Genomic DNA, 14,597 nt, shown 5'->3' on the forward strand with positions numbered 1-14,597 from the left:
GGAGAGCACCCCATGTCCGTCAAGGGCCACGTCGTCATCGTCGACGCCTACCACCCCACCCGGCGCCTCGCCCCGGAGTTCATCAAGGCCGGATACGCCTGTATCCGCGTGCAGAGCACCCCCGAGGTGCCGAAGGTGTACCGATCGACCTTCAGCCTCGACAACTACGCCGCCAACATCGTGCATCACGGCGACCTGGCCGAGACCGTGCGTGCCGTCTCCGCGTTCGAGCCCGTCGCGGTGGTACCCGGCGGCGAGTTCGGCGTCGAGTTCGCCGACGTCCTCAGCGAGGCCATGTCCCTGCCGACCAACGGCACGGCCCTGAGCCCCGCGCGGCGTGACAAGTACACGATGGTGGAGACCATCAAGAAGGCCGGTGTCCACGGCGCCGAGCAGATCCTCGTCACCGACGAGGAGGAACTGCGGCAGTGGCACACCAAGTTGGGGCGGCGCGTCGTCGTCAAGCCGATCCGCTCGACCGGCGGGGACGGCATCCACTTCTGTGACACCCCTGATGAGTCCATCGCCGCCTACCGCAACCTGGCCCGCGCCGAGAACTTCTTCTCCGTCGACAACGAGGGCGTCGTCGCCCAGGAGTACCTGGTGGGCGGCGAGTACGTCGTCAACACCGTGAGCCGCGACGGCCACCACCACGTCACCGACGTCTGGAAGACCACCCGCATCACCGCCAACGGCGTCCTCGACCTGTGCGACTCGGTGCACCTGCTGGCCCGCCGCTCACCCGAGGGCGAGGTGCTGGGCCGGTACGCCGAGGACGTCCTCGACGCCCTGGGCATCCAGCACGGTCCGGGCCACCTGGAGGTCAAGCTGACCCCCGACGGTCCCTGCCTGGTGGAGGCCGGGGCCCGGATCGCCGGCGGTGACATCCCCTACTACGCGAGCCTGGGCACCGGCTCCTCCCAGATCGACTGGACCGTGGACGCGTACGTGGCACCGGAGCGCTTCCACGAGCGCCGTCGGGCCGACTACGTCATCCAGCAGCACTTCGCCTCCATCGCCATGATCTCGCCCTCGTCCGGGACGCTGAAGCGGTTCCGGCACATGGACACCATCGAGAAACTGGAGAGCGTCCATGAGATCCGCCCTCTCGTGGCGCCCGGCGGCGAGATCCGACCGACGGTCGACGACCTGACGTACCCCATGATCGTCAACCTGCGGCACGAGGTCGCCGAGGTCGTCCTCCGCGACTACGGAACCCTCCGGTTCCTCGACGGCGAGGGGCTCTACGAACTGTCATGAGTAACCGAGCCGACACCCGCCCGGCCGTCCCCGTACCCGGGGCGGCGGCCACACCCCACGCCGTGCGCGACGTCCTGAGCACCACGACCGCCGGGAACGCCCTGCCCGAGATCCTCGCCCTGCCGCTGGCCGACCGCCACCGCCTCCTGGCCACGGGGGAGATCGGCGCGGAGGAGCTCCGCGTCCAGGCCGCGGACTGGGCGACCCGCGCCGACAGCCACTACCGGGCCTGCACCGAACTGCGCGAGCCGACCGGCGGACTGCGGCTCGGTGTCAAGGACACCGTGGACGTACGGGGCTTCGCCACCCGACTCGGGCTGCGCCACTACCGCCACCACCCGCGCGCCACGGCCGCCGTCCTGCGGGACGTCACCCACGCCGAGGTCGTCGCCAAGGTGGTCACCACCGAGCTGAACATCGGCGTCGGCACGGGTTGCGTGAACCCGTATTTCCCGCACATCGACCCCGCCGGGTCCAGCACCGGCTCCGGCGTCGCCGTGGCCGCGAACATCTGCGACGTCTCGCTCGGCACGGACGTCCTGGGCTCGGTACGCTGGCCCGCCGGACGCTGTGGCGTGGTCGGGCTGCGCGTCACCCACCACCCGCGCAACCTCCCGGGCGTCTTCCCCCTCTCGCCTGCCATGGACGCGCCCGGCTGGGTCGCCCGCACGGCCGACGACCTCGCCTTCGCCTGGGAGCACCTGGGGCTCGGCGCACCCGTACCCGCCGGTGGCCGACTGCGCGTCGGTGTTCCGCGCGAACTGCACCGGGACGGCGTACTCGACCCGGAGATCGCCCGCGCCGTAGCCCGCACCGCCGAACTCCTGCGCGCCGCAGGGCACACCGTCGTCGACGCGGACCTCGGCGAACTGTGGGACTGCCGCGCCGACGCCTGGCAGTTGTGCGCCCGCGACGCCTGGGACGGCTACCAGGACTGGCGCGCCCGCATCGGGGACGACCTCCTCGACTCGACGCTCGCCGCCCTGCGCGCCGGCGCCGACGTGGGGGACGACGAGTACGCCGCCGTCCGGGACCGGATGACACGGCTGCGCGCCTCACTCCCGGCCCACTTCGCCGACCGGGCCGTGGACGCCTGGCTGTTGCCGCTCGACCCGGCACTGCCCCGACCGCGCGGTACGGTGCCGCCCGCCGCCTCCACCATCCCCGTACCGGGCGACCCCCGCTACGACCGGGAGATCGGCTTCACCCCGGTCGCCAGCTTCGCCGGACTGCCCGCGATCACCTTCCCGGCCGGCATCGCCCCCGTACTCGACGCCCCCATCGCCATGCAACTCGTCGCGGGTGCGCACCAGGAGGGCGCGCTCATCGCCGCCGCCCAGGACGTGGCTCACGCGCTCGGCGACCTCCGACTGCGACCCCGAATCGCCAACGCCCCATCTGTACAAGGCAGTTCCGAGGAGTGACGATGGTCACGGCACGTCAGAAAACCGGAGGCCTCGGCCTCCTGCACCTCGCCGTCTTCGGCGGCTACGCGGGCCAGCAGATCCTGACCCCCATCCTGCCGCCGCTCGCCCGCGAACTGTCCATCAGCGAGTTCCAGTACGGCATGGTGATGAGCGCCTCCGCCGCCGTGGTGGCGCTCGTCAGCCCCCTGTGGGGCCGCCGAGCCGACGCGTGGGGACGCAAACCCCTCATGGTCATCGCCCTGTTCGGCGCCGCCCTCGGCCTCGCCGCCTTCGCCGCCACCGCCCACCTCGGGCTGCGCGGTGTGCTGGGCGCCACGACCGTTTTCGTCCTGCTCCTGCTCGCCCGGGGCATCCTCTTCGGCGGCTCCCTCGCGGCCCTGCCGGTCGCAGCACAGGCGTACGTGGCCGACACCTCCGTCGAGGAGGGCGAACGCATCAAGGGGATCGCCCGTGTCGGCGCCGCCATCGGCCTCGCACTCGTCCTCGGCCCGGGCCTCGGCGGACTCCTCGGCGACCTGGGCATGCTTCCCGCCCTCTACACCGCACCGGTGCTGATCGGCCTCGTCGGCGTCGTGGTCTGGATCTGGCTGCCCGCCGAGGAACGCCACACCGACCGTACGGCGGCACGCGGACGGCTCAGCCCGTTCGACCCGCGCATCCGCAGGTTCCTGGTGTCCGGCGCCGGCATCTACCTCTCCACCAGCCTCCTCCAGTCCAGCATCGGGTTCCTGCTGATGGACCGGCTCGACCTCACCCCCGCACGCACGGTGGAGCTGTCCGGCATGGTCCTGCTGGCCGGCGGCCTGCCCATGCTCGTAGTCCAAGGCCTGATCATCCCCAAGCTGGCGTGGCGCCCGCAGCGTCTGCTGCGCGTGGGCGTGCCGCTGACCGCGGGAGCCTTCGTCGTCATCTGCCTGGCCGACTCGCTGCCGGTCTTCCTGGCCGCCGTCACCGTCTCCGGACTCGGCCACAGCCTCGCGATCCCCGGCTACAACTCGGCGATGAGTCTCGGCGTCGGAGCCAACGAACAGGGCAGCGCGGCCGGACTCAGCGCCTCCGTCAACGCCCTCACTCTGGTGCTCGGGCCCCTCGCGGCGACCAGCCTCTACCAGATCGACCCCGCGCTGCCGTTCGCCGTCGGTGCGGTCGTGCTCGCGGCGCTCCTGCTGCTCCTCACCCGCCGCACGCCCGCCACCGCCCCCGCCCAGCACGAGGGAGAGCCGACCCCCGGGGACCGGGTCGCCGGGCTGACGGGGGAGTCGGCCGACGGCTGACGGGGGCGGCTGCCGGCGGTTGACGGGGGAGTCGGTACCGCCTGCGCACGACCGTCCCTGGACGACTGACTCGCCGTACCACTGACCGCCTGCACGAGGCCCACCGCAACTCTCTCCGCGGCCGCCCCTTCGGCTCCCCGCCCGCGCCACGCCGAGCGTCGCTCACGCCTGCCCGCGACCGATCCCGCCCGCCCGGCCACCCCACCTGGAGACACACATGTCCGCACCCTCCCCGCCACCCGTACTGGAGAAGCAGGCGCCGCGAACCGCCCCGCCGGACGAAGGACTCCGGCGTGAGCTGGGGCGGTGGAGCCTGACCGCCATCGCCTTCGGCGGCATGGTCGGGTCCGGCTGGCTCTTCAGCGCCTACTACGCGGCGCAGGCGGCGGGCCCGGCGGCCCTCCTGTCCTGGCCCGTCGCGGGTGCCGCGATGATGCTTGTCGGCCTGGTCCTCGTGCAGCTCGGCGCGACCCGCCCGCGCGCCGGCGGCATGGTCCGCTGGCCCCTGGAGGCCAACGGGCCGCTGGTGGGGACGGCCATAGGCTGGGCCGTCCTGCTCTCCGTCGCCAGCGCCCTTGCCGCCGAGGCGTCCGCGATCGTGCAGTACGCCGGCCACTACGTCCCCGACCTGTACCGGCACGGAGCCCTCACGGCGCGGGGCATCGGCGCGGCCGTCGTGCTCCTGGCCGCCCTCGCGCTGCTCAACTGGTTCGGCGTCCGGCTTTTCGCCCGGGTCACCACGGCCCTGACGGTCTTCAAGTTCGGCGTCCCGCTGATCACCATCGCGGTACTGGTCGCCGCGGGCTTCCACCCGGGCACCGTCGAGGCGGGCGGCGGCTTCGCCCCGTATGGCTGGTCGGCGGCGCTCTCGGCCGTGGCCGGCGCGGGCATCATCTACACCTTCAACGGCTTCGCAGCCCCCATCGAGCTGTCCGCCGAAGCCCGCGACCCGCGCCGCGACCTGCCGCGCGCCGTCATCACCGCCATCCTGCTGGCGGTCGTGCTCTACACCGTCCTCCAACTGGTCTTCGTCGGTACGATCCCGATCGACCGGCTGGCCGGCGGCTGGCACGGGATCGACTTCGACTCTCCCTTCGGTCAGCTCGCGCTGGCGCTCAACATCGGCTGGCTCGCGACCCTGATCTACGCGGACGCAGTCCTCTCGCCGACCGGCGCCGCAGGGATCTTCGTCGCCTCCGGCAGCCGCGAGACGTACGCGGCCGCGCGCAACGGCGTCCTGCCCGCCTTCTTCGCCTCCGTGCATCCCGCCTCCGGCGTCCCCCGGCGCACCCTGCTCGCCAACTTCGTCCTGGCGACGGTCTTCCTCGCACCGTTCCACGGCTGGCAGGAGATCATCGGCGTGGTCGGGGTGCTCTCCCTCCTGACGTACGCCGCCTGCTCCGTCGCGGTCAGCACCTTCCGCGCGACGGACCACGAGCCTGGCAACGGGGCGGACTGCGGGCTTGGTTACGGGGCGGACCGTAAGCTCGGTTACGGGGCGGACGGCGGGCTTGGTCACGGGACGGACCGCCAGTTTCCCTACGGGGCGGACCACGCGCCCGGCCACGACGCGGACCGCGAGGCCGGCAACTGGCGTATGCGCGGCATGGGTTGGATCGCACCCGCCGGTTTCGTCGTCTCTACGGAGCTGGTGCACTGGGCGGGCTGGCACCAACTGAGTACGGCGATACCCCTGATGCTGGCCGCCCTCGTCATCTTCGCCATCAGGTACCGTTCCGACCGCGACCGCCTGGCCATCGAACTCCGTTCGGGCGCCTGGTTCTTGGGCTATCTGCTCCTGCTCTTCGTCGCGGCGGCCGCGGGTTCCACCGGCGGATCCGGGCTGGTGACCGCGCCCTGGGACTCCGTCGCGGTGGGCGCCGCCGCCCTGCTCGTCCACCGCTGGGGCGTGCGCTCAGGAGTCCGCCGCGCACAGCACAATCGGCAGACATGACAGACTCGTTGGACCCGGCACACCCGCGAGACCGGCCGGACCCGACCACCCCGGCAGACCCGATTCGGAGGCTTTCCATGACACGCACCGTGGTAGTGAGCGGCGGCGGTACCGGCATCGGACGCGCCGTGTGCGCGGCCTTCGCCGCCGAAGGCGCCCAGGTCGTCGCCATCGGCCGCCGGGAGGACGTACTGTCCCGCACGGCGAAGGAACTCACCGGACAATACGCGGCCCAGGGCGGCCAGGTACGGGCCCTGACCGCCGACCTCGCCCGCCCCGAGGAGGCCGACCGCGTACGGGACGAACTGCGCGCCGCGTACGGAACGGTGGACGTCTTGGTCAACTCGGCCGGGGGCAACGTCCTGATCGGCGCCCCCGAGGGAGCGGACGAGGGCACGGCCGGAGCGGCCTGGCACTGGACCGAGAACTTCCGAGCCAACGTCCTGACCGCCGTCCTGCTCACTGAGGCGTGCCGCCCGGTGATCGCCTCTCCCGGCGGAAGGATTGTGATGATCAGCTCGATCGCCGCGTACCGGGGCGCGGGCGCGGGCTCGTACGCGGCAGCCAAGGCCGCCCTGCACCCGTACGTCTATGACCTGGCCGCCGCCCTGGGGCCGCAGGGCGTGACCGTGAACGCGGTGGCTCCGGGCTACACCGCGCAGACGGAGTTCTTCGGCGCCGAAGGCCACGCCGGCACCCGGCACGACCTGCTGGTGAGTCAGACCCACACCGGCCGCGCGGGCGTCCCCGAGGACATCGCGAGCACCGTCCAATGGCTCTGCTCCCCATCCGCGTCCCAGATCACCGCACAGATCGTTCAGGTCAACGGCGGCGCCGAAAGAGGCCGCTGACGCTCGCGGAGCCCCGCACCGCCCCGCCCCGCCCCGCCGGGTGGCTTGTAGGTAGTCCAGCGCGTAAAGGCGCGTAAAGGCGCGTAAAGGCCCGGTTGGTGTTTTGTACTAGTCAGGGGTTTTTACCTGGTCGCGTGCGGGGTTCACGGCGGGAAGGCGTGATGGACGCGATCTACAGGGTCACCGATGAGTTCGGTCGTCGTGCAGAGTCGTACGCAGCGACAGCGCACGGTGAATCCCGAGCATCGTCAGCGGGAGGGCGTTACCCATGGCACCAGTGATTTGCGACATGTCCGTCTCGCTCGACGGATACGTCACGGGCCCGAACGACAGCCGCGAGAACCCGTTCGGCGACGGTGCCTCGATGCTGCACAAGTGGATGTCCGACCAGGCGGCCGACGAAGACCGGGCCATCCTGGAGCAGGTGGCCGATGACTGGGGTGCGGTGGTGATGGGCCGTACGTCCTTTGAGAAGAACGAGGGAGAGGGCGGCTGGGGCCAGGGCGGCCCGATGGGGGATGTCCCGTGTTTCGTGGTCACCCATCAGGCACCCGCCAGGTCGTATCCGGCTGTGTTCACCTTTGTCACCGACGGGGTGGTCAGCGCGATCGAGCAGGCCAAGAGGGCGGCGGGCGACAAGGTCGTCGGGCTGCACGGCGCCACCATCATGCAGCAGGCGCTCCCGCTCGGCCTGGTGGACGAGATCCGCGTGCACGTGATCCCGGTCCTGGTCGGCGGAGGTACGTCTTTGTTCGGCGTGCTCGACTCCGCCATCACCCTCGAACGCACTCAGGTGGTAGCGACCCCGGCGGCGACTCATCTCTCCTACCGTGTCGTTCGCTGAGCTCGACGGACGATGGTGCCGCTGCTGCGGATCAGGAAAGTGAGTGCCAGGTCCGAACCGGACCCGGTTTCGGGTGCGCGCCCTGAGCACGGCGACTCCACTCACTGACGGCCCGGGACGCCCTCGGGAGGTGTCCTGGACGTGCGGCACGGACGGCACAGCGGTCGATCGTTCCCGTCCGTGTCCGTCGGGGCGCCGACTGGGCTGTGCTGGCCGGTTGCCGGCGTCTGCCGAGTCAGGACATGGGCTGTGGTGAGGGGTCCCTCGTATGCGGGGGCAGCTGTCGAGCGCGCAGCGCCTTCTCGCCGGCAGGTGCGCAGGCCCCGTCCGCCGGCGTGCAGGGCTGGTCGAGCGCGGAACCCGTGCCCTTTGGGCTCCGCTGCTCAGCCGGCGGGCAGGACGGGACCGTCCGCGCGGAACCCGTTCCGTCTGGCCTCCACCGCTCAGCCGACCGGCAGCACAGGACTGTTCACGGCGACGGTCCAACGGCCGGCATCGGCTCCGGCAACGACCCCGTCATACCCTGATGCCTTTCATACCGGTGCCCAGCACGATCACACCGGGCAGACCTCTCCACCCCCAAACCCGTACGCCGACCGGGCAGAGATCGGCGACGAGGCTGTCGAAGCGGTGCGGCGCGACGTGATCACACGATGCCGGCAAGGCCGCCGACCGTGCCTGCCGCCTCGCGTGGAGGCTGTCATCAACAGTCTCCCACCGAGCCGTTCGACGAGGACTGTGATGTGTTCAACGAGGACTGTGATGTGACCCCGCGGCCTCTCACACTGACCCGGCTCCCGGAGTTCGCTGGCAGCTGACCGGATATTTCGTCGTCCGATCATGCAGCTCGTTGGCGCCGGTGCCTCACTCGCGAACATGGCTCAAATTGATTTAAAATTCAACATGTGTTGAGGGCATGCTGTTCAGGACGTCATCAACTAAGCCCCAATGCCCGACCCAACGCCCCATCTACGTACGGAGATGACTCGACATGACGCAGACGCAGACGCACCCCCGGCCTCAGACGCAGGCCCAGTCCCTCCCCCTCCGCCTCCATCACCACGCCTGGATCACCGACGACCAGGAAGCCAACCGGCGCTTCTACGAAGACGTGATCGGCCTGGCTCTGGTGGCCACGTGGACCGAGCGTGAGGTGATGGCCGGCGTCGAGCGCGCCTACAGTCACGCCCTCTACGGCCTGGCCGACGGCAGCGCGCTCGCCTTCTTCCAGTTCGCCGACCCCAAGGACCAGCAGGAATTCAGGACCAGCATCAACTCAACTCCCTTGCGGCACATAGCCTTCAAAGTCGAGGCCGATACGCAGGAAGCCATCCGCGAGCGCGTCGACGCAGCCCGCTTCGCGGACGCGAACCCTCATGTGATCGACCACGGTTTCTGCGTCTTGCTGTACGTCACGGACCCCAACGGGCTGATCTTGGAGTTCGCCGTCGACCACCCCGACGTGGAGAAGATCGATGCCGAGCAGCGTGCCACCGCACACGCGGACCTCGCCCGTTGGCTCGCCGGAGACCACACCAGCAACAATCGCTGGCGCTGACCTTCACCCGCTGACCTTCACCCGCGGCGCTGGCCGAAACGGCCTCCCGCGAGGCCGCGGGAACCCTCAACTCCATGCCGAGGAACAGGAAAAGCTACTACTACCTCACCGACGCCCCCACATCTGGCGCGGGGCGATTCCGGGTGTGGTCGAACGTGCGGCACAGTGCGCAGTAGCTCACGGGAGCGCTGAGTGCGTCGTCACCGGCCGGTGTGGGTTGAGCGACGCGGGCCACTGGCCGTGCCGTTCCTGGAGCCACTCATCCAGGAGCCGAGGGGTCACTGTGCCGCGATAGACCGTGTTCGACTGGCCGCGCAAGTCGACTGTGAGGGATGGGTGGGCAAGGTCGGGCGTGGGCACGGCATGGACGGCCCCCAGCCACATGTCGGCTGGGTGCTCCGCCCGGGGATGGCGGGATCACGGGCGGACAGCATGGCGAGGTCGTCGTCGTTTGCCTCGGCAGGCGCCGCGTGCGGTTGTGCTCCTTTGCCCACGAGCGGGGGGCAAGAGGTTCGGCGAAGGTGAGCTGAATGGAGGCCGGCTGGCTACATCGTTCTCAACGAGTCTCGTTCATCTATGAGTTCGGATGTCATTAAGGGGCGGTGGGGCCTGTGAATGTCGGTGAGATTCCATGTCATTCGGGTGCGTGTACAGCTCATCGGCTGATCGCTGGACGGTATTTCCCGGCGCGAAGAGCAGTCCGGGCCATGTCAGGCTCGCCGGTCAGCGGCGGTATCGTGCCGCGCGGAACGGAGACTCCGATCATGTCCCAGAGCAGCGAGACGAAATTCACGGGCAGTGAGTGTTCTCCCGTGTACGGCCCGTTCTTCGGGGTGATCGGCGCGTCCTTGGCCATGGTCTTCTCCGCGCTGGGGGCCGCGTACGCGACGGTCAAGAGCGGTACCGGGACCAAGGAAGCCGCACCATGAGAGACGCGAGGCCGGCTCTCGTCGAGCGTGGCCCAGCTGGAGGGGCTGCGGGCCACGGTCGGCGTCGAACAGCAGTCGGTCCTGAACGCGGCCTTGGCGAAGGTGACTGATGAGGTCATGGGGCAGATCCAAGCGGTCACGAACAGTTCGCCGAGCGGGACCCGGCCCTCACCGATGACTACGACGTCATGGCGTGGCCGACGGACCTGGAACTGCCCGACGACCCTGCGGACACGTGCGTCCTGGGCCACGTCAGCGGGTGTGCTGCTCGTTCATCTGTCCCGCATCGCAGGCTCGGCCGCTGCTTCGTGACCCAGTAGCCGACGGGATTCGCGCCTTTTCGTCCCGGTGGGTGCCTGTATTCCCGCTGCGTTCATCCGAGTTCGGTTCTCGCTGGTTCGGGGTTACGGGGTGTCGGGACGTGGAGTTGGTGCGGGATGAGTGTCTGCGGCAGACCCTGGGGGAGGGGGCTGGCGTGTTTGCGGCGGGGTGCTACTTGCTGGCGTACGTCGGCGATGCCCCGGCGCATCGTGTTGCGGAGCCACAGTCCCAGCGGGCGCTCCACGAAGCGGTGGATGAGCCACGCGACCACGAGCATGAGTGCGGTGACGCAGACCACCAGGAGGGGGGCGGGCAGGCGGCCGCGGTAGTGGTGGATGAGGGTCATCCCGATGTTCATGTGGATGAGGTAGAGCGGGTAGGTGAGGGCTCCTGCGTGGGTGAGCCATTTCCACTGGATCTTGTCGAGTGCGCCGAGGGCTATCGCTGCGATCACGGCGAAGGAGGCGATGATGATGAGCCGGGCCGGCCAGGTGGGCACTGTGCCAATGGTGGCTTTGCCGAGGTTGGTGGCCAGGCGGTAGTCGATGTAGCGCTGGGCCAGGAGCAGCTGTAGTCCCACGATGCCCCAGAGAACGGCGTTGGGCCGGTGGCGGCGCATCAGGTAGAAGGCGACGCCGGCTATGAAGAAGGGGGCGTACTGCGGCATGGCGAAGGCCGTGATGACGGGGGTGTTGAGAACCGGCGCCAGGGCGGCGGCCGCGGTCCATACCCCGCACAGGATCAGGCAGTTGCGGTAGGTGACGCCGAAGAACATGACGACGGTCATGATCAGGTAGAACTTGATCTCGAAGAAGAGCGTCCAGTAGACCGGATCGACATCGGGTGTGTTGTTACCGCCCTGCAGCATGGTCAGGTTGGTTATGACCGTGTCCCAGCCGTGTATGGACGTGAACTCGGGCCACAGCTTGACCACCGCGACGGTCAGCAGCAGGCCTGCCCAGTAGGCGGGGAAGAGCCGCGAGACACGGGACACGGCGAACTCGCCGACGGTGCGACCCCACACGCTCATGCAGATCACGAAGCCGCTGATGAGGAAGAAGAACTCCACCCCGAGCCACCCGTACTGGGCGAACCTGTGAGCAGTGGGAAAGATCGAGGCTGTGCTGTGACCCCATGGCTTCGCCAGGGCGACGTAGTGGTAGAAGACGACTGTCAGTGCGGCGAGGAGACGGAGCCCGTCCAGCGCGGCAAGTCTGTTCCCCGAGCGGTGCCCCGCCATTGTGCGACCCCCCGGCACCCTGGTCACGAGGCGCCGTAAATTCGAAAGAGCACTCACGGGGATGGTCCTGTGAGTGTGCTGTGTGCAGCGGATATGTTCTCACATGGTGCTTGTTTCACCCGGCTGAGTTGCCTGTGGCTCTAGCCACAGCCTGTGACGGGCGTGGCAAGGGTGAGGTGGGAGACGTGCGCTGTTCCGCTCTCCGAAAGGTGTCTGGGGAGCGCGGCAGGGCTAAGAATGTCTCGACTGGGTCGGGTGCCGGTACTGCCGGCCTCGGTGGTCAGGGCCCAGGCGGGGCTTTCTGCAGAAAGGTCGCCGACCCTCACCCACCGGTAGCAGGCCGACACCGCGGTCTGGTGCCCGCGGCAGTGCGTCTGGTGTTGTCCGCTACCTACCCTCGCGGCCACCCCCTGCGGCATCGCTTTGCAGGGGTGGACCGGGTACTTGGTTGATCAGGCGAGCTGGAGGACGGTCTTCCAGGTGGTGCCGCCCCACACGGTGGTGCCGGAGGTGATGCCGCCCTTGCCGTCACCCTCGTAGAGGTGGTGGGTGCCGTCGGTCCAGCAGAGGCGGCGGCCACCGCCGCCGAAGAGACAATGAGTTGACTGATGGCCGGACTGGCGTGAGGCACGCCCATATGGATTGACTCATCGGGGAGAATTCGGTGTGTTGGCGTGCTGGCCTCGTCCACGCGCTGCAGAGGCCGAACTGGGAATCCGGACGATCTCCCAGCCCAGCTCGTTTCCCACGCGCTCGCGGCTCAGGGGGCGTTCAGTTGCGATGGGTCAGCGGTAGCTGCCTCCGCCACCGAAGTTCTGGAACCGATCCCACCAGTACTTGGCGTAGCCGAACCGGGCGATGCCCTGAGCGTGGAACTGCACAGAGTCACCCGGATCACTCCAGCATGTGAACCCCCAGCAACTGTGCTTGCCGCGAGCGCCATGCCTTACCAGTACCCGTGGAAGTTGTGCCAGCCCAACTCGCCATGGCTGTAGCTACCGGAGGTGACTCTGTGCCCCCTGACCGACAGCTCGTAGCGCCAGCCGGCTTCGATGTAGGCGCCGCTCCATGCCCTGCGGAACCACATGTCCCACTGCAACGAGCACTTGTGCGAGGACCTGTCGCAGATGCGGCGCGTGCGGACGCAGTTGTAGGAATTACAGTCCCTCTGTACGCGCTCCATGAGAGAGGTGCCGTCCAGGTCGTACTTGTCGCGGGGGTCGGCACAGGCGTACTCGTACCGGTTGCAGCTCCCGCCCGCGACGGGGCCGATCGAAAGGAAGCGGCCGACGGCCAGACTGTAGATCCTGGCACCCATGAGGGTGAGTCCGGCGGGTGTGTCGGTGGAACGCTGGTAACCACCCAGCCAGTTGTAGCGGGCGGCGGCCTGGCCGATACGGGCATTGCCATACTCGTCCTGGTCGAGGGCGAGCGGAGGCCGGCTGATGTCCAGCGGCAGCTGCAGCGCCACGTCACCGTGGAGGTTGGTGGCGGACGGGGTGCGATGACGATGCGGGGCTGCGACCGGACCCCCGTCCCGGTCGCAGCCCCGCTGCTTCGTTGCGCCGTCGGTTCGGTCAGCAACCGCCGGCGGCTGCGGGGGCGCCGATGGTGAGGGTTGCCGGGGTGGCGCAGCATCCGCCGCCGGTTCCTTCGGGGGCTGTGGGCTGGTCGAAGAGGCCGGCTCCGCCGCAGACTCCGGTTTCGGGGAGGGTGAGTTCGACCCGCTGGGCGGCTTCGTGGTCGCCGGCGAGGTGGGCGGCGATGGAGCGGACCTGTTCGTAGCCGGTCATGGCGAGGAAGGTGGGGGCGCGTCCGTAGGACTTCATGCCGACGAGGTAGACGTCCTTCTCCGGGTGGGACAGCTCGGTCACGCCGTGGGGGTAGACCGTGCCGCAGGAGTGCTGGTTGGGGTCGACCAGCGGGGCGAGTGCGGTGGGGGCCTGGAGGCGCTCGTCGAGGCCGAGACGGAGTTCGCCGAGGAAGGTGAGGTCGGGGCGGAAGCCGGTGAGGACGATGATCTCGTCGATCGCGTCGAGACGGTGTCCGTCTTCACCGACCAGGACCAGGCGGCCGTCGGTCTCGCGTTCGATGGCGTCGGTGCGGAAGCCGGTGACGGCGTCGGCGTGGCCTTCGTCGACGGCGGCCTTGGCGGCCAGGCCCAGGGCCCCGCGGGCGGGGAGCTGGTCGGCTTCGCCGCCGCCGAAGGTGGAGCCGGAGATGCCGCGGCGCAGGATCCATACGCCGTGGGTGCCGGTGCCGTCGGGGGACTTCGCCAGGTCCGCGAGGTAGGCGAGCGCGGTGAAGGCGGAGGCGCCGGAGCCGATCACGGCGGTGCGCTTGCCTGCGTAACGGGCCCGGACCTGCGGGTCCTTCAGGTCGGGCACGCGGTAGGTGATGCGGTCGGCGGCGTTCTTCTCGCCGAGGGCGGCGAGTCCGCTGCCGCCGGCCGGGCTCGGGGTGGCCCAGGTGCCGGAGGCGTCGATGACCGCGCGGGCGAGAACGCGCTTCTCACCGCCGTCGGCCGCGGTGACGTGCACGACGAATGGCTGCGTTTCGCGGTCGGCGTCGACGACGCGGTCGCGGCCGGTGCGGGAGACCCCGGTGACGGTGGCGTTGTAGCGGACCTTGTCGCCCAGGACGTCGGCGAGCGGCTGGAGGTAGAGCCCGGTCCAGTCACCGCCGGAGGGATAGGTGGCCCCGTCGGGCCGGACCCACCCGGTCGGCGCGAGGAGCTTCTCTGCTGCCGGGTCGACCACCTCGGACCAGGTCGAGAACAAACGGACGTGTGACCACTCCCGTACGGCCGCCGCGGCGGCCGACCCGGCCTCCAGGACGAGCGGCTGGATGTCCCGCTCGATGAGCTGGGCGGCCGCCGCGAGGCCGATCGGCCCACCACCGATCACAACGACGGGCAGGGCTTCGGTGGATGCGTTCAC

Annotated in this window: 11 protein-coding genes; 7 read left to right on the forward strand and 4 right to left on the reverse strand. The window is 69.6% G+C overall.

Annotated elements, in window-relative coordinates; genetic code table 11:
* Positions 1-12 precede the first annotated feature (12 nt).
* The 7 genes from AB0D31_RS20430 (at position 13) to AB0D31_RS20460 (ending at position 9,168) form a co-directional block, all read left to right on the forward strand.
* Complete coding sequence (locus AB0D31_RS20430) at positions 13-1,260, forward strand: ATP-grasp domain-containing protein (RefSeq protein ID WP_362724873.1); 1,248 nt, start codon at positions 13-15, stop codon at positions 1,258-1,260.
* Positions 1,257-2,684: an amidase gene (locus AB0D31_RS20435; RefSeq protein WP_362724876.1), complete on the forward strand. Its 1,428-nt coding sequence runs from the start codon at positions 1,257-1,259 to the stop codon at positions 2,682-2,684. The genes AB0D31_RS20430 and AB0D31_RS20435 overlap by 4 nt, the downstream gene beginning before the upstream one ends.
* 2 nt (positions 2,685-2,686) lie before the next feature.
* On the forward strand, positions 2,687-3,961 hold the full coding sequence (locus tag AB0D31_RS20440; RefSeq protein ID WP_362724879.1) for an MFS transporter: 1,275 nt from the start codon (positions 2,687-2,689) through the stop codon (positions 3,959-3,961).
* Positions 3,962-4,178: 217 nt separating this feature from the next.
* Complete coding sequence (locus AB0D31_RS20445) at positions 4,179-5,915, forward strand: APC family permease (RefSeq protein WP_362724882.1); 1,737 nt, start codon at positions 4,179-4,181, stop codon at positions 5,913-5,915.
* 77 nt (positions 5,916-5,992) lie between these two features.
* Entirely contained in the window at positions 5,993-6,766 is a 774-nt protein-coding gene (locus AB0D31_RS20450; RefSeq protein ID WP_362724885.1) for an SDR family oxidoreductase, read from the forward strand.
* Between the two features lie 268 nt (positions 6,767-7,034).
* Positions 7,035-7,610, forward strand: coding sequence for a dihydrofolate reductase family protein (locus tag AB0D31_RS20455; protein ID WP_362724888.1), 576 nt, complete (start codon positions 7,035-7,037; stop codon positions 7,608-7,610).
* Positions 7,611-8,601: 991 nt separating this feature from the next.
* On the forward strand, positions 8,602-9,168 hold the full coding sequence (locus tag AB0D31_RS20460; RefSeq protein ID WP_362724891.1) for a VOC family protein: 567 nt from the start codon (positions 8,602-8,604) through the stop codon (positions 9,166-9,168).
* Positions 9,169-9,823: 655 nt separating this feature from the next.
* Here the strand turns inward: AB0D31_RS20460 and AB0D31_RS20465 are convergent.
* The 4 genes from AB0D31_RS20465 to AB0D31_RS20480 form a co-directional block, all read right to left on the reverse strand.
* Entirely contained in the window at positions 9,824-10,348 is a 525-nt protein-coding gene (locus AB0D31_RS20465) for a hypothetical protein (RefSeq protein WP_362724893.1), read from the reverse strand.
* 122 nt (positions 10,349-10,470) lie between these two features.
* On the reverse strand, positions 10,471-11,658 hold the full coding sequence (locus tag AB0D31_RS20470) for an acyltransferase (RefSeq protein ID WP_362724896.1): 1,188 nt from the start codon (positions 11,656-11,658) through the stop codon (positions 10,471-10,473).
* 946 nt (positions 11,659-12,604) lie between these two features.
* A complete protein-coding gene (locus AB0D31_RS20475; RefSeq protein ID WP_362724899.1) occupies positions 12,605-13,129 on the reverse strand; it encodes an RHS repeat-associated core domain-containing protein in 525 nt (174 codons plus the stop codon).
* A gap of 106 nt (positions 13,130-13,235) precedes the next feature.
* A complete protein-coding gene (locus AB0D31_RS20480; protein ID WP_362724901.1) occupies positions 13,236-14,597 on the reverse strand; it encodes an NAD(P)-binding domain-containing protein in 1,362 nt (453 codons plus the stop codon).

Source organism: Streptomyces sp. NPDC048361 (assembly GCF_040651795.1).
In the GTDB taxonomy this organism is placed as follows: Bacteria; Actinomycetota; Actinomycetes; order Streptomycetales; family Streptomycetaceae; genus Streptomyces.